At 69.0% G+C, this 26,458-nt stretch carries 19 protein-coding genes and 2 pseudogenes; 11 read left to right on the top strand and 10 right to left on the bottom strand.

Annotation, left to right across the window (positions count from 1 at the left end; all coding sequences use genetic code 11):
- Position 1 precedes the first annotated feature (1 nt).
- The 10 genes and pseudogenes from V6U89_RS17095 to V6U89_RS17050 all read left to right on the top strand — a co-directional run bounded on the left by V6U89_RS17095 (position 2) and on the right by V6U89_RS17050 (position 9,568).
- Entirely contained in the window at positions 2-514 is a 513-nt protein-coding gene (locus V6U89_RS17095; RefSeq protein ID WP_334572199.1) for a flavin reductase family protein, read from the top strand.
- Positions 515-1,579, top strand: a complete 1,065-nt coding sequence (locus V6U89_RS17090) for an ABC transporter substrate-binding protein (protein ID WP_334572198.1) — start codon at positions 515-517, stop codon at positions 1,577-1,579.
- On the top strand, positions 1,576-2,412 hold the full coding sequence (locus tag V6U89_RS17085) for an ABC transporter permease (RefSeq protein ID WP_334572196.1): 837 nt from the start codon (positions 1,576-1,578) through the stop codon (positions 2,410-2,412). The genes V6U89_RS17090 and V6U89_RS17085 overlap by 4 nt, the downstream gene beginning before the upstream one ends.
- A complete protein-coding gene (locus V6U89_RS17080) occupies positions 2,388-3,125 on the top strand; it encodes an ABC transporter ATP-binding protein (RefSeq protein ID WP_334572194.1) in 738 nt (245 codons plus the stop codon). The genes V6U89_RS17085 and V6U89_RS17080 overlap by 25 nt, the downstream gene beginning before the upstream one ends.
- A complete protein-coding gene (locus V6U89_RS17075; RefSeq protein ID WP_334572192.1) occupies positions 3,122-4,459 on the top strand; it encodes an LLM class flavin-dependent oxidoreductase in 1,338 nt (445 codons plus the stop codon). Before V6U89_RS17080 ends, V6U89_RS17075 begins: the two co-directional genes overlap by 4 nt.
- A gap of 19 nt (positions 4,460-4,478) precedes the next feature.
- On the top strand, positions 4,479-5,543 hold the full coding sequence (locus V6U89_RS17070) for an aldo/keto reductase (RefSeq protein ID WP_334572191.1): 1,065 nt from the start codon (positions 4,479-4,481) through the stop codon (positions 5,541-5,543).
- A 134-nt stretch (positions 5,544-5,677) separates the two neighbouring features.
- The gene (locus V6U89_RS17065; RefSeq protein WP_334572188.1) at positions 5,678-6,919 is read left to right on the top strand and encodes a vanadium-dependent haloperoxidase; all 1,242 of its coding nucleotides are present in this window, start codon (positions 5,678-5,680) and stop codon (positions 6,917-6,919) included.
- Positions 6,920-7,071: 152 nt separating this feature from the next.
- Complete coding sequence (locus V6U89_RS17060) at positions 7,072-8,142, top strand: LLM class flavin-dependent oxidoreductase (RefSeq protein WP_334572186.1); 1,071 nt, start codon at positions 7,072-7,074, stop codon at positions 8,140-8,142.
- Positions 8,143-8,427: 285 nt separating this feature from the next.
- Entirely contained in the window at positions 8,428-8,925 is a 498-nt protein-coding gene (locus tag V6U89_RS17055) for a hypothetical protein (protein ID WP_334572226.1), read from the top strand.
- A 2-nt stretch (positions 8,926-8,927) separates the two neighbouring features.
- Positions 8,928-9,568 (top strand): annotated as a pseudogene (locus V6U89_RS17050) (nucleotidyl transferase AbiEii/AbiGii toxin family protein).
- 786 nt (positions 9,569-10,354) lie between these two features.
- Here the strand turns inward: V6U89_RS17050 and V6U89_RS17045 are convergent.
- From V6U89_RS17045 to V6U89_RS17025, 5 genes are read right to left on the bottom strand one after another with little or no spacing between them, the layout of a single operon-like run.
- On the bottom strand, positions 10,355-11,485 hold the full coding sequence (locus tag V6U89_RS17045; protein WP_334572185.1) for a Wadjet anti-phage system protein JetD domain-containing protein: 1,131 nt from the start codon (positions 11,483-11,485) through the stop codon (positions 10,355-10,357).
- Entirely contained in the window at positions 11,469-15,920 is a 4,452-nt protein-coding gene (locus V6U89_RS17040; RefSeq protein ID WP_334572183.1) for a hypothetical protein, read from the bottom strand. Before V6U89_RS17040 ends, V6U89_RS17045 begins: the two co-directional genes overlap by 17 nt.
- Entirely contained in the window at positions 15,913-16,731 is an 819-nt protein-coding gene (locus tag V6U89_RS17035; RefSeq protein WP_334572182.1) for a hypothetical protein, read from the bottom strand. The genes V6U89_RS17040 and V6U89_RS17035 overlap by 8 nt, the downstream gene beginning before the upstream one ends.
- Positions 16,728-18,647 carry a hypothetical protein gene (locus V6U89_RS17030; protein WP_334572181.1) on the bottom strand — a complete coding sequence of 640 codons (1,920 nt, stop codon included), beginning with the start codon at positions 18,645-18,647 and terminating at the stop codon, positions 16,728-16,730. Before V6U89_RS17030 ends, V6U89_RS17035 begins: the two co-directional genes overlap by 4 nt.
- On the bottom strand, positions 18,640-19,179 hold the full coding sequence (locus tag V6U89_RS17025) for an RNA polymerase sigma factor (protein WP_334572179.1): 540 nt from the start codon (positions 19,177-19,179) through the stop codon (positions 18,640-18,642). Before V6U89_RS17025 ends, V6U89_RS17030 begins: the two co-directional genes overlap by 8 nt.
- Positions 19,180-20,160: 981 nt before the next feature.
- Between V6U89_RS17025 and V6U89_RS17020 the strand changes: the two genes are divergently transcribed.
- Complete coding sequence (locus tag V6U89_RS17020; protein ID WP_334572178.1) at positions 20,161-21,225, top strand: hypothetical protein; 1,065 nt, start codon at positions 20,161-20,163, stop codon at positions 21,223-21,225.
- A 599-nt stretch (positions 21,226-21,824) separates the two neighbouring features.
- Here the strand turns inward: V6U89_RS17020 and V6U89_RS17015 are convergent.
- The 5 genes and pseudogenes from V6U89_RS17015 to V6U89_RS16995 form a co-directional block, all read right to left on the bottom strand.
- Positions 21,825-22,478 carry a 3'-5' exonuclease gene (locus tag V6U89_RS17015; RefSeq protein ID WP_334572177.1) on the bottom strand — a complete coding sequence of 218 codons (654 nt, stop codon included), beginning with the start codon at positions 22,476-22,478 and terminating at the stop codon, positions 21,825-21,827.
- 39 nt (positions 22,479-22,517) lie between these two features.
- On the bottom strand, positions 22,518-23,744 hold the full coding sequence (locus V6U89_RS17010) for a hypothetical protein (RefSeq protein WP_334572176.1): 1,227 nt from the start codon (positions 23,742-23,744) through the stop codon (positions 22,518-22,520).
- A gap of 11 nt (positions 23,745-23,755) precedes the next feature.
- Positions 23,756-24,262, bottom strand: a complete 507-nt coding sequence (locus tag V6U89_RS17005; RefSeq protein WP_334572175.1) for a nucleoside-diphosphate kinase — start codon at positions 24,260-24,262, stop codon at positions 23,756-23,758.
- Positions 24,259-25,281 carry a thymidylate synthase gene (locus V6U89_RS17000; protein WP_334572174.1) on the bottom strand — a complete coding sequence of 341 codons (1,023 nt, stop codon included), beginning with the start codon at positions 25,279-25,281 and terminating at the stop codon, positions 24,259-24,261. Before V6U89_RS17000 ends, V6U89_RS17005 begins: the two co-directional genes overlap by 4 nt.
- A gap of 11 nt (positions 25,282-25,292) precedes the next feature.
- A pseudogene (locus tag V6U89_RS16995) lies at positions 25,293-26,323 on the bottom strand (hypothetical protein).
- Positions 26,324-26,458: the final 135 nt, after the last annotated feature.

Below are 26,458 nucleotides of genomic sequence, written 5' to 3'. Positions count from 1 at the left end.
CATGACTGTCATCGCCGAACCGCCCGCGCCGGTCGACCCGGAGACGTTCCGCGCCCTGCTGCGCCGGCAGGCCGCGTCGGTCGCGGTCGTCACCGCCGCGGGCAATCCGCCGGTGGGGTTCACCGCGACCTCGTTCACGTCGGTGTCCCTGCGCCCTCCGCTGGTGTCGTTCTGCCTGGCCCGGTCGTCGTCGAGTTGGCCGACCGTCGCCGGCGCGGCGCACGTCGCGGTGCACCTGCTGGGCGAGAAGCAGCGGGACGTCGCGCGGACGTTCGCGACCAGCGGTATCGACCGGTTCGCCGCGCACTCCGGATGGCGGTACGGCCCGTACGGGGTGCCGCTGCTGCACGAACCGGTCGCCTGGCTGCTGTGCCGGGTGACCCAGCGGGTGCTCGCCGGCGACCACGCGATCGTGCTGGCCGAGCCACTGACCGGCCACCACGAAGAGGGCGCACCCCTGCTCTACCACATGGGGCGGTACGCCGCCCTGCAACCAGCCACGAAGGAGTCATAGGTGAAATCTCCAATCATCCTGGACCGCCGGGCGTTCCTGTCGGCCACCCTCGGCGCGGTTGCGCTGGGCGTCACCGCGTGCGCCGGCGACGACGCGCCACAAGCGGCGCTGGCCGCGGGCGCGCCGCTGCCCGAGTCCGTACCGAAGGGCACCAAGCTCGTCGTCGGCGACAAGGAGCACCAGAAGGCGATCGAGTTCTCCGGCGAGGCAGAGAAGTTCTCGTTCGAGGTGCAGTGGGCCAACATCAGCGGCGGCCCACAGACCCTGGAGGCCTTCCGGGCCGACGCCCTCGATGTCGGGGCGGTCGCCGATATTCCGCCGATCCACTCGCACTGGACGAACATCCCCACCAAGATCGTCGCGTCGAGGTACCGCCAGGACCCGCTGAACCACGCCATCTACCGGCTCGGCATCGCACCCGGCGTCACGGTCGCCACGCTCGCCGACATCCGGGGCAAGAAGGTCGCGTACAGCCCGGGGCAGGCACAGGGCGCGCTGGTCCTGCGGGTGCTGCACAAGGCCGGACTGTCCAAGGAGGACGTCAAACTGGTGGAGCTGCCGAGCACCGGCGACGTCTACTCGACCGCGCTCGCCAGCCGCCAGGTCGAGGTCGCCCCTATCGGGGGTGTGCAGATCAAGCGCTACGAGACCAAGTACGGCCGGGACGGCGCCACCACCATCGCACACGGCCTGCGGGACGATCCCGGCCACCTGTACGTGCCGGTCACCGTGCTGGCCGATCCGGGGAAGGCGGCCGCGATCCGCGAGTACGTGCAGGCGTGGGCGCGGGCCTGGCGGTGGCGCGAGGCCAACCCGGACGAGTGGATCGAGCGGTACTACGTCAAGGACCAGGGCCTCACCACCGACGACGGCAGGTGGCTGGTCCAGAACGCCGGCGTGGCCGACATCCCGGCGAGTTGGACCGAGGCCATCGCCCGACACCAGGAGACCATCGACCTGCTGGCCAAGGAGACCAAAAACAAGCCGCTCAAGGCCGAGGACCTGTACGACCGGCGGTACGAATCCGTCGCCGCAGACGCGCTCACCGCGGGGGGTGCCCGGTGAGCGCATCCGTTCTCACCCGGCCTGCGGCGACGGCGACCGTTCCCGCCCGCAAGCCCAGGCGCCGCCTGAAGCCGGGCCGCCCCATCCCGTTCGGAGCGGCGATCGGTCCGTTCCTGCTCTTGACGGTGTGGGCGGGCGGTTCGGCAGCCGGCTGGATCGACCCCCGTACCCTGTCGGCGCCCTGGACCGTCGTGACCACGGCGGGCGACCTCATCGTCGACGGCCGACTTCAGGACAACCTGGCCATCTCGGCCCAGCGGGCCGGCCTGGGCCTCGCCATCGGCACCGTCGTGGGAACCGTGCTCGCGTTGATCGCAGGACTGAGCCGATGGGGCGAGGCCGTCCTCGACGGCCCGATCCAGATCAAGCGGGCCATCCCGGCGCTCGCGCTGCTGCCGCTGCTCGTCCTCTGGTTCGGCATCGGCGAGCAGATGAAGGTCATCACGATCACGCTGGGCGTGTTCGTCCCGGTCTACATACATACCCACAACGGGCTGCGGAGCATCGACAGCCGGTACGTCGAACTGGGCGAGTCGCTGCGGTTGCCGCGGGTCGCCTTCATCCGCCGGATCGTGCTGCCCGGCGCGCTGCCCGGCTTCCTGCTCGGCATGCGGTTCGCGGTCGTGGGCGCGTGGCTGTCCCTGGTGGTCGTCGAGCAGATCAACTCGACCAGCGGCATCGGCTACATGATGGAGCTGGCCCGCCAGTACGGCCAGACCGACGTCATCATCGTCGGACTCGTGCTGTACGGACTGCTCGGGCTGCTGTCCGACGGCGCCGTCCGGCTCGCGCAGAGGAGGGCGCTGTCGTGGCGACGCACGCTGGCGGACTGACCGCCACCCGCACCGTACGGGTCCAGGGACTCGTACGCGGCTTCGGTGATCGAGCTGTCCTGGACGGGCTCGACTTGGAGATCGGCGCGGGCGACTTCGTCGCACTGCTGGGTCGCAGCGGCTCCGGCAAGAGCACACTGCTGCGTGCGCTCGCCGGCCTCGACGGCGACGCAACGGTCTCGGGCCTGGTGGATGTACCGGAGAACTCCTCGGTCGTGTTCCAGGACGCCCGGCTGCTGCCGTGGCAGCGCGTCCTGGACAACGTGGTCCTCGGCCTGCGTGGACCGGACGCACACGAGCGCGGCCGCGCGGCCCTGGCCGAGGTCGGCCTGGCCGGCCGCGAACGGGCCTGGCCGAACGAGCTGTCCGGTGGCGAGCAGCAGCGGGTGGCGTTGGCCCGGGCGCTGGTGTCCGAGCCGGAGCTGCTGCTGGCCGACGAGCCGTTCGGCGCGCTGGACGCGCTGACCCGGCTCCGCATGCACGGCCTGCTGCGCGAGCTGTGCGCCCGGCACCGGCCCACGGTGCTGCTCGTCACGCACGACGTGGACGAGGCCGTCACGCTCGCCGACCGGGTGCTGCTGCTCGACACCGGCCGGATCGCGCTCGACCTCGCCATCGACCTGCCCGCACCGCGGTCACACGGGCAACCGCAGTTCCTCGCGTACCGGGATTCCCTGCTGCGGGCACTCGGCGTCAATCAGACGGAAGGATGACCATGCTGCACCTCAACGCGTTCCTGATGGGCGTCGGCCATCACGAGGCGGCCTGGCGGCTGCCGGAGAGCGACCCGTTCGCGCAGACCGACGTCGAGCACTTCAAGCGCCTGGCCCGCATCGCCGAGCGCGGCAAGCTCGACTCGCTGTTCCTCGCCGACAGCCCGGTGCTGTGGAACAGCATCGGCCGGCGGCCGGGCGGCACGCTGGAGCCGACCGTGCTGCTCACCGCCCTGGCTGGTGCGACCGACCACATCGGGCTGATCGCCACCGCCTCGACGACGTACAACGAGCCGTTCAACCTGGCCCGCCGGTTCGCGTCGCTGGACCACATCAGCGGCGGCCGGGCCGGCTGGAACATCGTCACCACCGCCGGCGAGAAGGCGGCCCGCAACTTCAACCTGGACGACCTGCCGGCGCACCGGGACCGGTACGAGCGAGCGGCGGAGTTCATCGAGGTGTCGCTCAAGCTTTGGGACAGCTGGGACGACGCCGCACCGCTCGGTGACAAGGACGTCGGGCGGTGGGGCGACGACGACCTGCTCTACCCGCCGAACCACTCCGGGCGGCACTTCCGGGTGGCCGGCCCGCTCAACGTCCCCCGGTCGCCGCAGGGCTACCCGCTGCTGGTGCAGGCCGGGTCGTCCGAGGACGGCAAGGAACTGGCCGCCCGGTACGCCGAGGCCGTCTTCACCGCCCAGCAGACGCTGGTCGAGGCGCAGGCGTTCTACCGCGACCTCAAGCAGCGTGCCGCGCAGGTGGGCCGGGACCCGGACACCATCAAGATCCTGCCGGGCATCGTGCCGGCGATCGGCGCCACCGAGGCGGAGGCCCGCGCTCTGGAAGAGGAGCTCGACCGGCTGATCAAGCCTGAGTACGCCCGCCAGCAGCTCGCCACCACGCTGCGGGTCGACCCCGAAGACCTCGACCTGGACAAGGAACTCCCCGCGGACCTACCCAGCGAGGACGAGATCGAGGGCGCCAAGAGCCGGTACACGCTGATCGTCACCCTGGCCCGACGGGAACGACTGACGGTACGCCAGCTCATCGGCCGACTCGGCGGCGGGCGCGGGCACCGCACCTTCGCCGGCACCCCGGAGCAGGTCGCCGACGCCATGGAGGAGTGGTACCGCAGCGGCGCGGCCGACGGCTTCAACATCATGCCCCCGGTGCTGCCGTCCGGGCTGGAAGCGTTCGTCGACCACGTCGTGCCGATCCTGCAGCGCCGAGGCCTGTTCCGCACCGAATACACCGGGGCGACCCTGCGCGACCACTACGGGCTGCCCCGCCCGGCCAACCAGTTCACGCGGCAGCTCGCGGCCGCGTCCCGCTGATCACCAGGAACGGAGAACGATGGTCGACTACCGACCCTTCGGTCGCACCGGCGTACGCATCAGCTCCCTGACTCTGGGCGCGATGAACTTCGGGCAACGAGGCAATCCGGACCACGAGGACGGCATCCGGATCATTCACCGGGCGCTCGACGAGGGCATCAACGCCATCGACACCGCCGACGTCTACTCCGGCGGCGAGTCAGAGGAGATAGTCGGCAAGGCCCTCGCCGGCGGGCGGCGGGACGACGTCTTCCTCGCCACCAAGTTCCACGGCCAGGTCGGCGACAACCCGCAGCACCGCGGCAACTCCCGCCGATGGATCATCCGGGCGGTGGAGAACAGCCTGCGCCGGCTGCGCACCGACTGGATCGACCTGTACCAGACGCACCGGCCGGAGCCGGACACCGACTTCGACGAGACCCTCGGCGCGCTAACCGACCTGGTGCGCCAGGGCAAGGTCCGCTACATCGGCACCTCCACCTTCGAGCCGTCGGCGATCGTGGAGGGCCAGTGGATCGCGCAACGGCGCGGGCGGGAACGGGTGGTCAGCGAGCAGCCGCCGTACTCGATCCTGGCCCGCGGGGCCGAGCGCGAGGTGCTGCCCGTGGCCCAGCGGTACGGGCTGGCGGTGATCCCGTGGAGCCCACTGGCCGGCGGCTGGCTGTCCGGGCGCTACCACGCCGGGCTCGACGCCCCGATCTCCCGCCGGGCCGACCGGTTCCCGGCCCGGTTCGACCCGACCGTGCCGGCCAACGCCGCCAAGCTGACCGCCGTCGACAAGCTGGCCGCCCTCGCCGACGAGGCCGGGCTGTCGCTCATCCACCTGGCGATCGCGTTCGTCCTGGAACACCCGGCCGTCACGTCGGCGATCATCGGACCACGCACCCTGGCACACCTGGAGTCGCAGCTCGGGGCCACCAAGGTGACGCTGTCCCGCGACGTGCTCGACCGCATCGACGCCATCGTCCCGCCCGGCACCACCCTGAACCCCGCCGACGCCGGCTACCAACCCCCGTCGCTGGCCGACCTGACGCGCCGCCGTCGCGGCGGGACATCGCCACACGCCACCGGAGGGGCTCAGTGACCCGAGGCCGCCGGCTGACGCGGCGGCGTCTCGTGGGCCACGAGCGGGTGTCCGGCGACTGTTGACGCCCGACACCGCGGGTCCCTCAACACCCCGCTATTCCGCCCTTCACCCGCCCAAGGAGCGACCGCATCATGACCCTGCTGACACTTCGCGGCTGGCGCCGTGGCGTGGCCGGGATCGCCGCCGCCGCGCTGGTCGCCGGCATTCCCGCCGCCGCACCGGCAGCCGCCGCCACCGTCTCGGTCGACACCACTCTCGTGTGGTACGACGCGACCGCGGCCACCATCGCGACCGGCACCCGGCCGCAGGTCACCAACAGCCGCGCGTGGGCGATCAGCTGGCTCGCCGCCGCCCGCGCCCTCCGCACCGCGCCCACCGGGGGCGTGCGCCACTACCAGGACGCCGCGCTCGCGTCTGCCGTCCACACCGCGCTGAGCACTCTGATACCCGAAGGTGCGCCCACGCTCGACGCGGCACTGCGGACCACGCTGGACCGGATTCCCGACGGCCACGCCAAGGAGCGCGGCGTGGCCGCGGGTCAGACTGAAGCGCGTTCGCTCCTCGCCGAGCGAGCCGGCGACCGGCTCGATCCCGCCTCCGTCAACCCGGCGTATCCCAACCCCCAACCGGGACCAGGCGTCTGGCAACCCACCCCGCCGAGCTTCGCCTCCGCCCAGCAGGCGGGAACCCGGTTCGCCACGCCGTTCCTGCTCGACCGCGCGGACCGGTACCGGCCCGGTCCACCGCCCGCGCTGGACTCGGAGCGCTACCGCGCGGACCTTGCCGAGGTCCGTGCGTACGGCGCGGCCGACAGCGTGGTGCGCACACCGCAGCAGACCGACACGGCGACGTTCTGGCTCGGCTCCTCGCTGACCCTCTATACCGGTATCCTGCGCGCCGCGCTCGCCCAGTCCACCCGGCCGGTCGCCTGGCGGGCGAGCCTCGTGGCCATCTTCCACGTCGCGCTCGTCGACACTCAGATCGCAACCTCCGACGCCAAGTACGCCTACCTACGCTGGCGACCGGTCACCGCCATCCGCGCCATCGCCGACGGTGACCCGGAATGGACGCCGCTGCACACGACGCCCGCGCACCCGGACTACCCGAGCGGGCACAACACCTACTCCGGTGCCGCCGAGCAGGTGCTCACCGCCCTGCTGGGGGCGCAAGCCCGGGAACCGTACACCATCACCAGCCCCAGCCAGCCCGGCACCACCCGCACCTACCGCGACTGGCGGCGCCCCACGAAGGAGAACATCGACGCCCGGGTGTGGTCGGGGATCCATACCCGTACCGCGGACGAGGTCGGCGTCCGGCTCGGCCGCGACGTCGCTGCGCACACCGTCCGCAACGCACCACGGCTGTTCGGCTGAACCGGCTCGCCGGCGCGGGGCGGCCCGTCGCCGCTTCGCCCCGGCGGGCTCCGAGCCTTTCCAGAGCGAGATCACGCAGTCCTGCGCCGGAAGTTCCCCCGCAAGCAACGTCCATTTCCGCCACGTCATCGAAAGAGCAGGAAGACCCACTGATGAGCCTCGAGTTCCTCTGGTACATCCCGAACCAGGTCGAGCCCGGTCACCGCGGCGACGACGTCGTCGAAAACCACAACAGCCTCGACACGCTCACCAGCCACGCACAGGCGCTCGAGAAGCACGGGTGGGGCGGCGCGCTCATCGGGACCGGCTGGGGACGGCCCGACACCTTCACGGTCGCCACCGCATTGGCAGCCCGGACGACCACCTTTCAACCGCTGATCGCGATCCGGCCCGGCTACTGGCGCCCGGCGAACTTCGCCGCCGCCGCCGCCACGCTGGACCATCTCACCGGGGGGCGAGTGCTGATCAACATCGTGTCGGGCAAGGACAACCTGGCGGCTTACGGCGACGGCGACGGCGACGGCGACCAAGCCGACCGCTACGCCCGCACCAAGGAGTTCATCCGGCTCGTGCGCAAGCTGTGGACCGAGGAGAACGTCACCTACCAGGGCGAGCACTTCAGTGTCACCAACTCCACGGTGGCGCCCCGACCGGTCGTGCGCGGCGAGCGCAAGAACCCGCGGCTCTACTTCGGCGGCGCCTCCCCCGCCGCCGAGAAGGTGGCCGCCACCGAGGCCGACGTCCAGCTCTTCTGGGGCGAGCCACTCGACGGCGTGGCCGAGCGAATCGAGCGACTCAAGCAGCTCAGCGCGAAGCTTGGACGCGAGCATGCCCCGCTGGAGTTCGGGCTGCGTGTCACCACGCTGGTGCGGGACACCACCGAACAGGCCTGGGCCGACGCCGAAGCCAAGGTCGCACAGATGGCGAACGGCACGGGCACCATCGTGCGCAACCCGAACTGGCAGGCCGCCGTCGGTCAGCGGCGGCTGCTCGATCTCGCCGCACGCGGAGAGGTGCTCGACGACAACCTCTACACCACTCCCGGGAGGTTCGGGGCCGGCGGAGCGGGCACCACCTGGCTGGTCGGCTCGGCCGAGGATGTGGCGAGGTCACTGCGCAAGTACGAAGAGCTCGGCATCACCCACTTCGTGCTCTCCGACACGCCCTACCTGCCGGAGGTCGAGCGCCAAGGCGACCAACTCCTGCCGTTGTTACGCGGATGAGCGCCGGTGGTCTGAGGTCCCAGTGACACGGAGCTGCTCGGTTCGGGCGGCCTCGGTACACGGTCGAGCCAGCTACCGCCGCCGACACAGACATACCAGGGCAAAGCTGGCACGTGGTGACTTCAAGTGCTCGCCAATCTCGAAGCCATCCAGGTCGCCGTCCGCGAGAGCAGCGCGTTCGGCCTCGGCGCGCTGGTGTACAACGAAGCTGTCAATGGCTTCCACGCTTGTGGACCACAGCTCCCCGCGGTTGTTTCCAGGTACGAGGCGACGCGGGCGGAGGCGTTGACCGAGCGGGACGAGCAGCTGCGGGCGTTTCATGCGGCCGGATGGCGGCCGGTGGATCTGCAGCGGGTCACCGGGTACAGCCGGGAGACGATCCGTCAGGCGCTACGACCGGAAGTCCGACGGGCGACCAACCTCAGCCGGCGCAGGACATCACCCCAGCCGCCGGCGGACTACCGGCCCTACGGTGACCGGAGGCCCTACGTGGTGGCCGAAACCCTTGCCGAACTGCACGGCCCGACCGAAGGCACGGTGACGCTTCCGCGTCATCTCGACTGGTCCGGGCACGCCGAGTACGACCTGAACAGGACCGCACGCCTGGGCAGCATGTACAAGGTGGTACTCAGCGAAGCCAGTACGGTCGAGGATCTGAACACCTGGCTCAATGCTGACCTCCTCCGGCGGCTCTGGCCCACCCTCTGGCTGCCACCCCAGCTCCGCCAGCGCTGGGAGGAAGCCTTTCCCGAACTCACCGCCACCCGCAGCAACGCGGCATAGCGGTGGACCCCTTCCACGAACGCCTCGCCCGTACCGGGCTCGCGGCCGCCGACCGATACGGCTTCGCGCTGGCCGGCGGTTACGCGGTTCAGGCCGCCGGGCTCGTCGAGCGGCCCAGTGAGGACGTCGACCTGTTCACCGCCTGGGACCGCCGCAACGAGTTCACCGCCGCGGTCACCGCCGTCGTGCACGCCTACCGAGACGACGGCCTGACCGTCGAGGCCGAGCGCCAGTACGACACCTTCGCCCGGCTGGCCGTCACCGACGGTGTGCGGATCTCCAAGGTCGAACTCGGCGTGGACTGGCGCGCCAACGAACCGATCCTCATGGCGATCGGCCCGGTACTCCACCCCGACGACGCGGTCGCGAACAAGATGAGCGCCCTCTACGGCCGAGCGTTCGCCCGCGACTTCATCGACATCGACGCCACCCTCCGATCCGGCCGCTACACCGCGAAGCCCTCCTCACCCTCGCCAAGCGCGCCGACCGTGGCTTCGACCCGCGCATCTTCGCCGACGCCCTCGGACAAGCCGCCCTGCTCGACCCTGACGACTTCGCCCAGTACGGCGTCACTGGCCGAGCGCTGGACAGTCTCCGGAGCCGATTCGCCGAATGGCGCCGTGAACTGCTCGACGACGAGTAAGGATGACTCGGCTCCCGACTCGCGGCAGCGCCAAGCATGTACACGCAGGACCCACAACGTTCCAGCTGATCTTCAGCAAGCGATCGCAGCGAGCCCGCGGAGCGACCGGCACGCAACGGCAGAAGATAGAAAGCCGCAGGTCATCGGCCTGTGGAGACCGGCGGAGCGTCGGGTTAGGAAACCGTTCGTCCGCGAGCCGGCCTCGAGAGCGAGCTCAACGTCAGGCGGCCGCAGCGGGCAGACGGACCGCCCCCCCTTACTCGCGGCACCGCTTTGCGGCTCCAAATGGAGCAGACCGAGCACCGACGTACATAAGAGTGTCTATGGTGTCAGCACCGGACCGGTCGGTGGGGCCTTCGATCCGGGTCCGCGGAGTTGGACCGGTGGGTAGAGATCGGTAAGCCCTTCACAGGTCGGCTGGCGTCACTGCTGCCGTGGGAGTTCGAATCAGTGGGGCGATCGATGCGTGGCCCATAGGGTTTACACGACGACCCAAAATTTTGATCATGCCTGCCAGGTAGGCGATTAAAGCTTCGGTTCAGAGGCCAGACGACGCTACTCCGAAGCTGACCGCACGGAACCTGGCGCCCGGGTACCGCGAAGCTCGCTGACCTGCTGTGGGCTCGTCACCGCGAAGGCAGGCCCCGGCGAGATGCGGATGAGGGTCCTCGATGGGCGGACCGCAGGCCCCCGTCCGGACAAGCCGACGAATCCCCTTGAAAACATCTACGGTCAGGCAAAGGGTGAGTCATACCGTCCGGGTCACCCGCTCCTACATTCTCGCTGTCAGAGGAGGTCGCGGTGCCACGTCCGGGTGCGGACGAGGTGCCGATATCCGACCCATTCCTGGGCGATACGGCGTCCCTCGACCAACAGCCGGGCGGCTGCGTCATGGTGTTCCTCGGGAAGCCAGCCGACCAACGCTCGGGCGCGGCCCTGGTCCACGGCGTTGTCACCGGCCCGCCAGCTTCGACCCGTCGCGAAGAGTTCCGCGTAGAGCCGCACCGCAGGGCGCACCTGTGGCAGGCCGGCGGCGCACGCCGTACGCTGCGCGGAGTCCGGGATGCGCAATCCGGAGAGGTCCACGTCGCCGAAGTAGCGGATCCGGCGGATTTCGTGGTTGTCGGCGATCGACCGGACGGACGCCATGAAGCTCGCCCCCAGACCCCAGGCGATGTGTCCCACGTTATGCCGTGCGGGCAGGGCCCTCACGATCGACCACCAGGTCGCGCTGTTCTCCACCACGAGCAGCAGGTCACCGTCGCCGACGTGGGTCCAGTGGTTCGCCGACACCTCCGTCAGTACGCGTTTGCTCAGCAGGGGGGGTGGGGTCGCGACGGCATGCAACAGTCGAAGAAGCCTCTCCTGGTCACCGAAGAGGGGCCCGTCGCGCATGCCGTCCAGCGCCTTCTCGGGCGATGGGAAATTCTCCTCATCACCGGAGGCGCTGAAGATTTCTAGAGCACGTTCCCGCAGCGGGACCGGGGTCGTGTCGGGATTGCTCAGTAGCCAACGGTTGATCGCCTCGTACCGGACGCGCTGCTTGTCCGTGGCCGTCTGCCAGGCGTCCTCCAGGTCGTACATCTGCGGATGCCATCGCGGCATCGGCGGCACGGTCCTCGGGGTCTTTGACGCTACGGGCACGAGCTTGATCTTCTGGGGCAGCGCTATCCTCTCGGAGTCAGTGGCCTGCACCGGCACGATCTGCGCCCGTTCGGCCAGGACGGACAGGCTCGCGCGGAGCATCGCCGTGGCGGCGTCGTCGCTCTCTCTGCGCTGGTAGACCGCATGGAAGCACCGGCGCACTTCGTCGATGGGGACCTCCTTGAACGTGGTGCCGCGCCACCGCTTTGCGATGGCCCATTCACTGAGCTTGTCGTATAGGGCTTCCGCGAGCCGGTCAGTGCGCTTCGCCACGACGCCGCTTCGGGATGAGGATTCTCGTGGGGGTGACGACGCCGGTGCCGTTGGACGACGCGAGCGCCTCCAGATGCGGCGCGATCCGTTCGTTCACGGAAAGATACTTGCGTCCGGCCCGCAGATCCGCGTCGTTGCGCAGCCGGACGATCAACGGAAAGCCACCTAATGCCTCCTCCTCGTAGAGGCCCGTGGTGTAGACGAGCTGAACGCCGAGGGCGGCCGCCACCCCACGTTGGAGATCGAGCAGGTAGGTGGCGGATGCGCGGCCGATGGGATTGTCCAGGAACAGCACGCCGGAGTGGTGGCGACGGGTCTTCCCCAGGTCGTTCGCGCGCAGCGCGGCCAACGTGCAGTAGAGGATGATCGCGGCGGTGAGGTGCTGTCCGCCGGAGAACACGTCACGCACGTCGGAGATCCGGACTCGTTCGGCACGTAGCACGGCGTCCGGCTTGAGCATCGTAACCTTGAAGCCTCTGGGTACGGCAGCCCGGACAGCACGCAGCACGACGCCGAGTCCGTCGCACTTCTCGGTCGCCGCGTAGCGCTCCACAGCGTCGTCGAGGACCGTGCCCAGTTGGTGGGCGAGCAGATCTCCGGCGACGGGTGAGCAGCCGATGCGCAAGAACTCGAGTCCGGTCCAGTCACCGAGCCCGTCAGGAAGCTTCGACAGCCGTTGCGCCATGCGCAGCCGGCGCAGTGCGCCGTCCACGATTGCCGTGAGCCGTTCGAGGATGATGGTGCGGTGCCGATCGACCTGTGCCAGGTCGTCAGAAAGCGACCGGAGGCGCGGTCGCAGTTGCCGAATCCACTCAGCGGCGTAACCTGCCAACGCCGAGATGGTCACCTCGGCGATCAGGATGCGGATCGGAATGCTGAGGCTCACGAACCTGGCCTCCGCCGCGAACTGGTGGAGTCCCTCCGCCAGTTTCTGCAGCGCTCGCTCGCCGTCCGCGGCCGCCTTCTGCTTCGTGACCGCGATACGGTGCAGTTCGCGATACCGACTGCTGGCGGACGCGCCGTCTCCCTGGAACGGCTCGGCTTCGGAGTCACTCGACGGGCATTGAGCGTCCTGCACCCCACGGTGCAGGTCGGCGATGGTCCTGAGCGAATCGACGAGGGCCCTCGCCTGCTGCACTTCCGTGCGAACTCTGCCGAGTTCGTCGGCCCGGATCTTGTAGGTTTTTTCCGCCTCCGCGACGGTCTCGGCAGCTTCGGCAATCAGCCGTGTGCCGTGCGCGACGTCCCTCGGACGGGTCGACTGAGCAAGCATGACCGACGGTTTCCGGAGTTGCCCCAGACGCTCTTCGAGCGTTGCCCTCTCGCGAAGGGCTCGCTCGTGCTCCTGGCTGGCGGCCTCGAGACGCCTGTCGGCCTGGGCCACAGCGGCGGCTCTCGACGCGACATCGGCCCCGTTCGTGGAGGCGAGCAGGAGTCGAGTGATGTTCCGTACGTCGACAGGTACCTCCTCCCAGCGCTGCAGCGTCTCGCGCGCCGTGCCCTCAGCCTGTTTCAGTTCCTTAAGCTGGTCATCACCGACCTCTGCCTTGTCGTAGACGCGCTGCGCCTCGCGCAGCACGTCCCGAAGCACGGCGACGGGCTGTGTGGGGAGCGGGTCATGACGGTCGACCGTGGTTCCCTCCGGGAGATTGTCGATCTCCTCGCGCGTTCTCACCGCTAGTGTGCGATGGTCGTCGGCTCTGCGTTGGCTGGCCTCGATGTTGTCGCGTAGCCGGTCGAGGTCAGCGGCAAGCCGTGCGGCCCGTTCCTCCCCGGCTCTGGCCTCGATTCGAGCCTGTGTCGCTTCGCGCCGCCAGATTTCTGCCTCGCGTCCGCGCGACGCGAGTTCGGTGAGCCCGCGGGATCGCTCCTTGAGCGCGTCGAATGCTCGGCGCATGTCCACGAGCAGACTCTTTAGGCTGTCCTGCGCCGTGACCGCGTCGCCGAGCACCCGCTCGCGGTTGTCCACGTGGGTGACCGCTTCCCGCAGAGCGGCCTCGGCCGAGGCGGCCGCCTCTGCGAGGTCGGCCAGGGCGCGGGGCGGGTACTCGCGGCACCACTCTTCAAGCCTGGCCGAGAGCGCCCGGTCCGCGCCGTAGGCGGCATCCAGTTCGCGCAGCCGAGCCTTTCGAATCGCGTGCTCCTCGGCGATCCGCGTGTACTCCGCGTGTGCAGCCGTACGGTCGAACAGCCCAGCCCTGGGCGGGGCGACGAACCCCGCCGACGAGGGAATCGAGAGGTCGAACCGTGAGTCCACCACGACGTCCAACGACTGGGAGGTGGCGACGACGACGGTACCCGTCGGCCGGTAACCATGCGCGGCGATCACCTCTTGAGCACGGGTCAGGTGCTCGGGCTTGTTGACCAGGACGCCACCGGCCAGGTGCGGCAGTCGCCCGACGAGCTCGGCCCGGATCGACTCGTCGGTGCGGTCGGCCAGGTAGTCCCACCCGGTCCCGCAAGCAATTCCCTCTGACTCCAGCAGGTCCCGGATCCGAGTGACCTCGTCGTGGGGCGGCAGCAGCGCTTCAGGATCGGCTTCCCATATCAACAAGGTGGGTTCGTCACCCACGTTCGCCACCCGCAGGGCGGTGCGCTGCGCGTCGATGTCGGCATGGGATTGCGCGAGCTGGTCGAGCAGCGTCTCGGCGTCGTACTCCAGCAGGACGTCGTCGGTGTCGAGCAGTTCAGCCAGACGTGGCTCCCGGGCGAGCGCCGCGGCAACGGCCTGCGCATGCTCCAGTGCGGCCCGCGCGGCGTTGTCGTGGCCATGGGCGGCTATCCGGGCCTCACGCGCCGAGGCCAACTCCGTCCGGGCCTGCTCCACCTCGGCCTGTCGTCCCTCCAGAGACTGCTCGCTTTCGGCGAGAGCGGCCGCCTCGGCCCGGACGCTCTCGGCCAGCGACACCGCGTCCTGGGCGAGAGTGGCCGCCGACGTGATCACTTTCGCTCGGATGGCCTGTGCGATCTCGGCGTCCACGCCGACCACGCGCTCCTCGAGCTGCGCGGCCCGGGCATTGGCCTGGGCGGTTTCCTCGATCGCGGCACGCCATGACCGGTCGGTGGCCTCCGTCGCGCTGCGCAACCTCTCCAGCTCGGCGTCCTCCCGCTCCGCCTCGCCGTGGGCCTCGTCCACGGTAACCAGCAGGGCGCGCGCCAGTTCGCGCGACCTCGCGTTGCGGGCGGACAACGCCACCCGGGCGGCGTCGTGCCGCTGTCCCACCACCTCCCGCAGCGCGGCGGCGCGTCCGGCCGCCTTTTCCATGTCCATGAGCGTGCGCGTCGCCGCCCATCCCCCGACGACACGCTCGGCGCGTGCCTTCTCCTCGCTCGCGGCCCGCTCGGCCCCATGAGCGGCGTCCAGCCGTAGAGTCGCGGTGTGATGCATCAGCGCGGCGTGGAGGTCCTCCGCGCCGCGGAGGGCACGTTCGGCGTCCGAGACGGCGCCGGCCAGTTCCCCGATGTGCTCCTCGCGCTGCTCCAGCAGCTTGGCCTCATGAGCGACCCGGGCGTCCAGCCGCGCGACGAACCGGTCGAGGTCTAACGACGCTTCGGCGGCCTCGGCGGCGGCCCGCTCGGTGAGGGACCGCTGCCCTTCCAGTGGTTCGAGGCGCTCGATGGCCCCCTCCACGAACGAGCGCTCCAACTCCAGGTCGTTGCGCGTGGCAAGCTTGCTCGCGTGTCCAGCAATCGAGTCGGCGAAATCGGCGAGTTCCCCGGCCGGCAGCACCGCCTTGAGTAAGAAGTCGACGAACGCCTCGTCGGTAGTGAACGTGAATGCGTCGGCCGCCTCGCCCTCCCCGGCGTTCATGGCGCGCTGGTAGCGGAACAGCTCGGAGTCCAGCCCGAGCTTGCCGAGCCACGCGGACCACTTCCCGTGCTTGTCCGCCCACTCCAGTTCGAGGGCGGGGTCGTCGTCGGCGAGGTCGTCGAGCCGGGAGCGGAACTCGGTGGCAACGAGATTGTGACCGTCGTCGGCGAACGGGAGCGTCGCGATGCTCACGGTGTCATTGGGACGCAGGCTGTACCACAGGTCGACGAGGTTGTCATCGCCGGACTGCGGGCCGCGCCAATCCGAGACCTTGCCGGTGAGCAGCAGGCGGCCGGTTCGGGTATGCATCCATTCCAGTACGACGTGGGCGACGTCGTGGCGGCCCACGAAATTTTCCAGCACCTTCGTGTTCGACGTACCGACCACCTGACGGCGTCCGGGCAGCATGACCGAGAAGATTAGCTTGATCAGCACCGACTTCCCGCCGCCGTTCTCCAGGAACAGGATCGAGGCGGGCGACGGCCGCCGCAGCTCCGGCTGGCCGAGCATCAACTGCTGCTCGGGTACGGGCTCTCCCGCGCCGGACAGGTCGATGGTGACGTCCTCGTAGCGGGCGCCGGGAGGGCCGACGGAGTACAGCCGTACTTTGGAAAGCTCATACATCGATTCCTCGCTTCAGATCTTCTCGGGGAACCGCGGTGACGTTCAGGCCGCTACCACTCGGCGGAGGCACCACACCCAGGTCGAGCAGCTCGCGGAACGCGGCCTGCGACGCGAGCTGGCGGACGTGGATCTGGTAGCGGCTGGTGGTGCGGAAGACCTCGTCGGCCTCCTCACCGACGGCTTGCAGAAGCCCGCGGTCGGCGAGCCACCGGAGCGCACGGCTCACCATGCCGCGTGTGCTGTCACTGTTGCGCCTACTGTCCTTCGTGGCCGCCACCTCGGGGCGCCGCAGGTAGGCGCGCCACGCGCGTTCCAACTCCGGTTCGTCGGCCGAGGGGTCGGCGTTGGCGGAGTCGCGGTTGGCCCGCTCGTCCAGCAGGCGGCAGGTCTCCCGCACCACCAGGTCCACGGACTCGACTGAGACACGACCCACGTACTGGTCGTTGGCCAGGTCGTCCGGCCGTGGGAAGCTCAGCGCCGCGACGGCGAGGTGGGCGATGCCGTGGAGCACTTTCTCGGTGTCACGTCTTTCGCGGAGCTTCGCCTGGCGCGCGTACTCGTCCATCTTGATCTCGAACGCCGAGCCGGGCTGGGCCGCCAGCACGATACCGCTGCGCTTAGTGACATCGAGCACGGTCAGCCCGAGCCCGTCGGCTATCGCGTCCACCGAGGCCGCGAAGACCTCGTCCTGCTGGTAGCGGTGCACCAGGCCGCGGTAGGTCATATCGCGGTCGGGCACCTGCTTGCCCCGCAGTCCCAGGCCGACTAGCCGAGCCGCCTGCTCGGTGTCGGTGACGTCGGGCTGGTTCACGCGGACTCCTTCGGTACGGCGATGGGATCATCGGTCGGTGCCTCCACCACGTCGGCGGTGGTGAGCAGCAGGTCGTCGCCGGTCACTCCGGCGAGCGATGAGTCGATGAGATGGCCGGCCGGAACGGCGAGCAGTATCCGGCGATGGCCGTGCAGGGCCGCCGCGCCGATCCCCGGGCTGTACGCGTGGGCGGCGCGCAGCGCGATCAGCGCCGGCAGGTCGTCGTCGAAGTCTGCGGCCTCGCGCAACAGCGAGCTGAGGTAGCGAACCTCGTCGCTGAGGCTCAGCAAGGCCTCCGCCCTGCGCCGATGCTCGTCGGTGAACCTCCGGTCGTCTGGCACCGGGTCGACCCGGGGGACGACCACAGGGCCCGCCGTCGGGTCGCGGTCGACGACGGGACGCAGCAACATGGATACCAGGGACGGCAGCGCGGGCGTGTCCGGGCTGTGCACGCCGGAGGCGGCGCGGAAGAACCGCTCAAGCGGGGCCACCGCGTCCGAGACGGACAGGCCGAGCATGGGCCTGAGGAGCTGGCCGTGCAGGTCGAGCGCCGCCCGCTGCGGCGGACCGGAGAACTGCTGACGGTCCTGCTCCTCGCGGAACACCCCTCGTGCAGACTGGAGACGGCTCTGGAGCTGGGTGTGCCTCCGTATGCAGTCCGTGACGATGTCGACGAGTTCCGCGGCCCGGCGTTTGTGATCCGGGTCGTCCGACTCGTCGCGCGCCTCAGTGATGTTGCGCAGGATGGCGTGCTCGACATTGAACCGCTTCTCGATGTGGTCGAGCGCCCGGTCGAGCATGTCGGGCAGCTCGTGCTCCCAGTCCACTACGCGCACGTTGCGGCGGGTGGCGTCGAGCTTCTGGCGAAGCATTTCTCCGTACTGGACAGTTCGGTAACGGGCCTGCTCGGCGGCCACCCTCGCGTCCGCGAGTTGGCCGCGGTTGATCAGATTGTCTAGCTTCACTTCGGCCGCCACCTGCGCGGATTCGACGTCGGTATCGAGTGCGCCGACGAGCACGTTGATCGCCTCGTCGGTCGCGCGAAGATAGATTTCGCCGTGGAGCCCGGGCACCTCGCGTACTAGCTTGAAGTCGAAGGTGTGCCGCTGGTAGTCGCCGTCGGCGTTGATCTCGCCGTAGACGTGTCGGAAGACGCGGTCGACCGTGCCGACGTTGATCAGCTTCTCGAGGACCCATCGGGCCACGCGCCGGTGCTCGTCGGATCCTCGATCAGGTGCCTGGATTGCCACGAATGGCGTGACCCGCTCCTCGACGGTTTCGTGGGCCACTCCGGTGTCGAAGTCCATGGCGATGGTGACCTGGTCGATGATGTGCATCGCAATCTCGGCCATCTGGTAGACCGAGGCGTCGATTCGCTCCAACTTGGCCTTGTGGTGATCCAACTCGTGAAGTGGGACGGTGCAGGCGAGGGCCTTGAGCCGCCGGGTCAGCCCCAGGTCAGCACTGGGCGTGGAACCGATGCCGCGTCCCGGAATTTTCCCCTGCTTCGGTGCGGGCGTGGCCGGTACGGACGCCAGCCCGGGGGGAGCTGGCTTGTCTGCCCGGACGGGAAACGGAATGCCCAGCGCGGTCCGACAGCGGGCCGCCAGGTCCACGGCCTCGTCGAATCCTTCCTCCTCGGCAACCTGGCACCAATTCAGCGCCTCGGCGTATCGCTTCGCGCGGACCAGCACGCCGGCAAGCAGGAGCAAGGAGTCTCCGACACCCTCCCGAGCCGCAACCCTCAGGTGCCTTACGGCCTCGTCGAGGTCTCCGCGGCGCTCCGCGTGCCGCCCTTCCTCCAGTGCCTGCTCTGCCTGGTCGAACAGCTCCATCTCCGCACGCGGCGGGCGGTACCGATGCTGGGTTTCCAGCAGCTTCATCCAGCGCCGCACGCTGAGGTCGTCGTCACTCACTGGTGTCATTCCCCCGCAGTACCTTAAGCCGGCCACGGGCACGGGCGAGGTTGGTGCGGACGCTGGATTCCCTGATGTTGAGCGCTGCGGCAATCTCCTTCGTTCCCATGTCTGACTTCCACCAGAGTTCGATGATCTGACGCTGGCGCGGTGGAAGGTGAGCCACAGCGTCCTCGAAGTCGAGGTACTGGGCCACAGCCTCGGAGGGGTCCGACACTGCCTGCCGCTCGTTGGTCAGCGGTGCCGTGGGAAGTCGCCGTCCTTCCTTGCGCAGCCGATACAGCGTGTGCGTGATGACCCGGATGACCCAACCCACCGGCTGATCCATAACCGATACCGTGGACCACCGCTTGTATGCCTCGATCAAGGCTTCTTGGGCAGCGTCCTCACCCTGCTGGCGGTTGTCCGCGATCCGGCGAGCGTGGTCGAACAGGCGGTTATGGTGCTGGCGGAAGAAGTCCTCGTAGTCGAGTCGTGGCGCGGTTTCGTCAGAAACGACGTCATCGGCGCCATCCTCACTCGTTGTCGGCACCGTCTTCCTCCTCGCGATCCGCTGTCAGGAGTAGATGTGCTCGGAAGCCACGATTCGCTGCACGGGTTGCCGCGATCCACTCTCGAATCACCCGATCGGGTGACCGGAGGTCCGCCACGGCGGTCACGTTGTCTGGTGATTGAGCCGAAGAGAGGCACAGCCAGTCCGTCGGCCGCTGCTCGGTCGATCGTCGAGCGTATCGGGGCGTCCTTGCGCAGGCAGGCGGCCCACCGGAACAGCGGACCGACCCCAAAGACCCAGTTGGTTCAGTAGAGGCGGTAGATTTCGCAAGCCGCTAGCCGGAAACGTTGGCAAAGGGTGTACGCGAGCGCGAGCGCCGCTTGGTTTCCGGCGGCTGTGAACGTCGCTAGGAGGTGACGGATCGCCGCTACGCCACATCTCTACCGCGCCGTCGTCGAAGGTGCCGATCTCCCGGTCCAACAGCACGTCCCGCAGCGCAAGAGCATCGCTCTCGGCATGCCGAAGCGGAGGTAACTGGACGTCACCGCCACACTGGTCGACTCCGATCAGGACTGCGGAACGTCTGCTCGGTGCCATCAATCCCCCAAGATGCTCCGCTGCGGCAGCATGACTCCGGCTCGATGCCGCGAGTGACACTATCGATAACTTGGCGTACGCGCCGCCCTGAGCGCCGCGTCAGATTTCTGTCACCTGGCCGTAGCGCGGCAAAGTACACGGGGCCATCGAACATGATCGCCGGACGCTGCCGGCGTACGAAGGACACAACTCGATGGGCGACCGGGTCACGGGCAGTGTGGCCAAGATCCAAAGCTTCTCGTGCGCGCGGTGTGGGCACAGGGTTGCCCCCAGCAGTGACAGGAGCAGTGGTCCAATCGCTCCTTGCCTCTGGCGGATCGGCACAACCAAATCTTGCCGGCCCGGTACGACGGTACGACGAAATGGGCCGACTCCGGCAAAATCGCGAGGTCGGAGCATCATGGACCTGCGATGCTGTCGGCTGTGACGACCGTCGTGCTGCTGATCGCCCGAGTGGTCCTTCGTGGTGTGTTGCCGTATCCCGACTTGCTGCGCCGCGCCCGCGTCCGGCGCCGCGCCCGCGACCTCGCTACCAGCACCCCCTGGCCGCAGGACGAGACGGCCGCGACTGGGTTGGACTTCGCGCAATTGGCGCTGCTGCGGTTGCTGTGGCTGCAACGCGAAACGCGCCGCGCAGTACGGACCCGCCAGCGGGAGGCTGCGGCGCTGTTGGCGCGCGCCTCGATGGAGACGTGCATTCTCGGTCTCTGGTGCCTGCACAACCCCACCGCCGCCGGCAAGCTCCGCACCTCGGAGATGAAGACCGCGTCAGCGATGCTGACCTTTTTGTCGAGCACCGGGTTGATCCCCGACACGTTGATCAGGCAGGCCGTACGTGCCCTCGGCGAGCCGGAGAAGCTCCCCGACGTGCGCTCCATGGCTGCACAGATCGACGCCAAGACCAGCGCCACCCTGGCTATTCACCTGTACGACCAGGCGTACCGGCCAGCATCGCAGTACTTCACCCATGCCACCAGTTCGTCACTGCTGCGGCACGTCACGCACGAGCGACTCCGCATCACCCGACCCGCGAACTCCTGGGTTCGCCGCGCGCCGGTCCGACTTACCGACGCCTGCGTCGGTCTGCTGGCTGGGGCCGTCGCGAACCAGGTCACGGCACCGACCGACCTGTTCCTGCGGTATGCCGAAGGGCACGCCGGGCGCGTGCTGCCGCCCCTGCTGGCCACTATTGGTAAAGGAATGGCCCGAAAGCTCAACGTCGCCGACGTCGCACGCACGCTGAGGCAATCCCGGGACGTGCGCGCCTATCTGTCCCGCACCAGGCCAGACGAGGCCTCGGTGGAACGCGAGGCGCGCCTGCGCGACTTGTACGACACGCTGATCGCACGGCTCGACCTCGACCTGCCGCCCGAAGCCATCGAGCCCGTCATCGATCACTTCGTCGCGATGGTGCTTGCCGAGTGGGACTCGGAGTTCCTCCGCGCCACCCCCAAACCGCCCAGAGCCGCCGAACCCAACGAGGCGTAGGTCACTCAAGGCGCGGCATGTGCATGCTGAAGCGTCCAGTACTGAACCATCCCACAGCGAAGGTCCAGCCAGGATCACCTATCGCCTCCGAACGAGATACGCCCGTGGACGTCACGCGCCTGCACTACAGGTCCGCTGACATTGCCGGAGATGGATTCGCCACGCCGCCAGGAGCGGCCGGGACGACCACTTCGGTCCGCTCCCATCGGGCCTGGAACTCTGCGCCGAACGCCGGGTCGCGTCGCGCCTCGCGATCCAGCAATTCCGCAAGGGCACGAGCGGCGTCCCGCGACGGCTGGTGAAGCATGCCCTCGATGACCTCCCGCACCTCGGGCTCGCGCCGAAAGCGGTCACACAGAAATAGGTCTCAGCGGAGAAACGATCGCCGGAGGTGATGGCGAGCGCGTTCAACGCCGTTTGACCCTTGCCCCGGGCTTGGGCTGCCACGTGGCGATCTGCCGGGCACCGAGTCCGACAAGAGGTAGCACCACTGCGGCCAGCGTCCAGCTCAGCGGGAGGAACCAGGCGGACGCGGCGCCGATCGCCGACTCGCCCAATGCGGTCAGTCCGAGCAGCGGGGCGGGCGCCTGGCGCAGGGTTCAGAAAAGGGCCAGCTGAGGTGCTGTGGCGGTGGGCTGCTTCTCGGGGTTAAGGGGGAGAGCAGCTTCGGCGAGCAGTTCTCCGAGCGTGGCCGCGGTGGGCCACCGGCGGGTGACTAGCGCGGGCAGCAGTAGCGCCGTCGCGATGGTGTCCCACAGCGCGCGGTGTGGCTGCGAGCCGAGTGCGGCCGCATTGACGCGGCCAGTGAGTCCCAGCTCGTGGATGAGCGCGGTCAAAGCGCGGGAGCGGCCCATCGTCAGCGCCCTCGCGAGGCGCAGAGTGTCGATGAGGCCGGCCGGCCGGAGCGCCGGGAGCTGGCGGTGCAGGAGCCGCCAGTCAACGGAGACGTTGTGGCCGACGAGGTAGCGGCCGTTGATCCGGTCGACGAGGTGCCGCTCGATGTCGGCGAGGGCAGGGGCGCGGCGCAGCGTGGTGTCGGTGAGCCCGGGTGAGAGCCACGGGCGGGCCGCGATTGGCCGGCCGGGGTTGATCAGGGTGGTGTAGCTGGTGGGCATGTCGGGCAGCCCGGCGACGAGCGGGACGAGCGCGATCTCGAGGATTGCTTCGTCGTCGCGGTCCTGGGCGCCGGTGCCTTCCAGGTCGATGACGACCAGGCTGGCGGTGGTCCAGGGGTCGCTCGGGCTGCCGCTCATGCTTCTCCCCCGTGGTGGGTTAGTCGTCGTCTCCATACTTCACGGCTTCGACGAGTTCCGCCCGTACCGCGGCGAACCTTTCTGCCTGGCGCGGATCGACCTCGTGGCCGAGAGCTGGCGGCCGTGCGCGCCGGGGAAGTGCGGCTGGTTGGCTTCCCAGATTTGGTGGCGCAGGTGGTGTTGGACGGCGTACCGCTTCTGCTCGCCGAGGCCGTGGGTCCATACGTGGCCAGGCTCGACAAGGACGGGGCTTTCGTACCCGAGAATGTCGAGTACGTCCTTGACCTCCTGCTCGGTGGGGTCGCGGTAGTCGTCGATGCAGAGCTGCTTCTGTTTGGCGGGGCAGATGTTGCACAGGTCGTTGACGCCCCAGTGGCCGTTGTAGTCGGCCACGCCGTGGGTGTAGGAGACGCCGCAGCTGGTCTTGCGGAACAGCGGGGTCGTGATCCCGGAGGCCTTCCACGCGCCAACGATGAGCTCGTCGATCTCGCGCGGGAGGGTCTTGCGGCGGGCGTAGTCGTCGCCGTACGGCACGTCTACGCCGAGCTGGCGCAGGTAGGCGGCGTTCTCGGGCTTGTGGTAGTAGCCGGTGAACACGGCGGCGTCGACGTCGCCGGCGACCTCTAGGACGTGGTCGATGGTTTCGGGGGCGGTGTTCCAGCCGGGGACGATGGGCCGCCAGTACAGCACCACGCCGGTGCGCTTCTTGTGGGCGACCGCGGTGTAGATCGAGTTGATCGTGATGGCGCTCTTCGTGATCGGCTCGACCCGGTCGTCTCGGATGCCGGAGTAGGTGAAAAGCAGGGTCACCTTCAGGTGGCGCAGCGACTCCAGGATCTCCATGTCCTGGCCGGTGACCTTGAACCTGGTGATGATGAGGATCTGGTTGGTGTACCCGCGTTCGTCGAGGGCCCGTAGAACCTGGAACAGGTGAGGCTTCACGCCCGGCAGGAACGGGTCGGTGGCCTTGTTGAACAGCTGGATCGGGGTGACGTGGGGCCGGAACGCTTCGTGCCCGATCAGCAGCTCGATGGCCTCCTGCGTGGGAACCAGCAGGGTCGGGGTCTTGTCGTCGAAGTTGCCCCAGAAGTGGCGGACGCAGTACCCGCAGTCGAGCGGGCAGCCGACGATGTGGTTGAGCGACAGCCCGGACTTGCGGTAGCCGACCATCAGCTGCATGTAGGGGTCGAGGCCGGCCTGCTCAGCGGCCGGCATGAGGTTCAGCTGGCGGGGGCCAGAACTGATCTGGACGGGGACCTGGGTCATCGGGCGCCTCCTCAGGCGGCGGGTGGGCGCAGCAGGTGCGTGCGCTGGGGTCCGTACCAGATGCCGAAGTCCCGTTCGACCACGCCGCTGTGGTCGGACGTGTGGATGAGGTTGTCGACCAGGCGGCCCTCGGCCACCGCCTTGTCGAGGGTGTCCTTGGCGTAGCGGCCCCGGACGGTGGTGCTGGGGGCGCTGGCCGGGTCGGTCACGCCGACGACGGCGCGTACCCGCTCGGCGGCGTTCTCGCCGTAGCCGAGGGCGACGACGACCCGGTTGCCGATGAAGATGCGCCGCAGCTCGGCGGGCACGTCGCGGCCGAGCTGCTCGGACAGGGGCAGCATGTCGGCGTAGTGGGCGAACACCTGGTCTTCGGTGGGGATCACCGTGTGGGAGTCGAGAATGGTCACGAGTCCGCGCATCCATTGCAGGACCTCGCTGACGAGGCCGCGGCGGACGCAGTCGGGCTTGAGCAGGATGACGGTCCAGCGGGACCAGTCGACGGCGGTGTCGTCGGTCATGCCCGGCTCCCGGGGAAAGCGGGCACCCGCTCGGGCCACCGGTTGGCCACCAGACACCAGTGCCCGGGGTGCAGTTCGGCGAGGATGTCCCGGCTGACGGGCTTGCCGGGGTCGTGCACGATCTGCCGGTAGCACTCGAAAAGCGCCAGCATCCGCCGCCAGTACGGGTCGACGCGCACGGTGGTCAGCCGGCCGGGGGTGAGCTGGTCGCGGTCGTCGCGCAGCACCTGCTCCCATGCGGCGACCTCCCGGATGGTCTCCCAGCTCGTGGCAGGCATCTGGTCGACCGGGAAGCGGCGGTTCGGCAGCGGTCCGGTCGCCTCGGCCAGCATGGCGTCGACCTTGTCCACGTCCAGCTTGTTGATGTGCATCGAGCCGACGTGGTGGGCGTACGTGCCGACGCCGACGCCGAGGCGGCGGGCGGTGAACTCCTGGATGAAGGTGAACGCGAACGTGTCGCCCAGCAGGCCGATGACGGCGTCGTTGCCGCGCATGTAGACCGACATGTGCAGCTGCCGGTTGCGCAGGAGGAATTGCAGGCCGAGGGTGCAGGCCACGTCCGGGTTGACGGGGTCGACCAGCTCGTCGGGGCGCATGATCACCATCGCGGCGCGCTTGGTGTCCGGGTCGTCGCCGAACAGCCGCTCCACCCGCTGGAACTGGCTGCACGCGTCGGGCTGGCCGGGCCGGAACAGGCGGGGCCCGTAGGCGGTGCCGGTGAGCCGGGCGCCGTCGGCGGACAGATTCCGCAGCTGCGGCGCGTAGTAGGAGATCATGTCGACGTCGTCGCGGCCGGTCAGGTACCACAGGGCCTCGGCGTGGTTGAACACGACGTTGGCCTTGCGGGCGGCGAGGTAGACGATCCGATCGACGGGGTCCGTGATCGTGAAGCTGGTGTTGATGATCTCCAGGGCGTCCTTACCTCGCCCGCAGGTGTCGAAACGGTGCCTGGTGGCGATCTCCCGCAGCACGGCCAGGTACGCCGGCTGGAAGCTGCCGAACTCGGGTCCGAAGACCATGGGCGTCTCCCTCACTCGGGGGTGGACATCAGGTCGGTCATGACCTGCTGGAAGACGGCTGCCTGGCGGGACAGCCGCATCTGGTCGAGGTAGCGCAGGCACTGGTAGATCAGGCCGGCGTGGGTGACGGTCCCGGCGATGCGCTGGAGGTACTCGACCCGCTCGACGACGTCTCTGCCGTCGACGACGATGAGCTCGTCGGGGACGAAGCGGTGCCCGTCAACGACGTCGAAGGGCATGAGCGGCACGCAGCCGGCGAGGACCGCCTCGAACAGCCGCTGCGTGATGTGGCCGACGGCGGCGTACCGGGCGGGCAGCAGCATCACGGTGGCCAGGGCCCCGCGGTGGATCCGGTCGACCTCGGTGAACGCGCACCGGCCGGTGAAGTTGACGTGCGGCCACGCCCGGGTGCGAGTCCACTTCCCCGCGACGCGGTGGCCCACCTGCGCGGCCGGGCCGGCGAAGTACCGGTCGAAGTGCTCATCGCGGTCGTACTGGTTCCCGACGTACACCAGCGACGTGGGTCGGTGAAGCTGCGCCAGCTCGTAGGCGTCGGCCGCCTCGGCCAGGAGTCGGGCATCGGGCACAAAGTGGTGGTCGCGCCCGATGTGGGCCGGGTGGCGAACTCGCACACCCGCACGTTGCGCAGCGTCCGCAGCGGATCGTCGGCGGGCAGCCGTCGGTCCAGGTCCCAGATGATGGTGGGTACGCCGGCGAGGGTGTAGTGCTCGATCAGCTCGGTCTGTCGGTGCAGGTCACAGTGGTGACCGGGGCTGCCGCAGGCCGTGGTGTTGGGGCCGGGCAGGGACCACCGCCACTCGAACATCACGACGTCGAGGCCGGGCAGGCCGCTGTTGAAGTCGTACGCGTCGCGCAGATCGAGACCGGCCTCGTCCAGGTCCCGGTTGGCCTGAAGCAGCGTCACGAGATGACCTGCAATTTCCAGCGCGTCTATCAGAGGGGCCCGGTACGAGCGCGAGCCGTCGGGGGTGTCAACGACGCCGGGGCCGAGGAACCCCCAGCAGCTATAGCCGATCTCCAGTCGCCTCACCGAGAATCTCCCGCCAGGACGGGCGCTGGCGGCCAGGACCGCCGTCGCAGCACGTCTCGGGCGATGCGCAGTGGCAGGCAGTTGGCCACGCCGCAACGTGGGCACCGACCGCGGGCATTCGGCCAG

Source organism: Micromonospora sp. CPCC 206171 (genome assembly GCF_036906755.1).
Lineage (GTDB): Bacteria > Actinomycetota > Actinomycetes > Mycobacteriales > Micromonosporaceae > Micromonospora > Micromonospora purpureochromogenes.
Note: the sequence above shows the minus strand (reverse complement) of the source record. Positions and strands in the feature narration are given on the sequence as shown.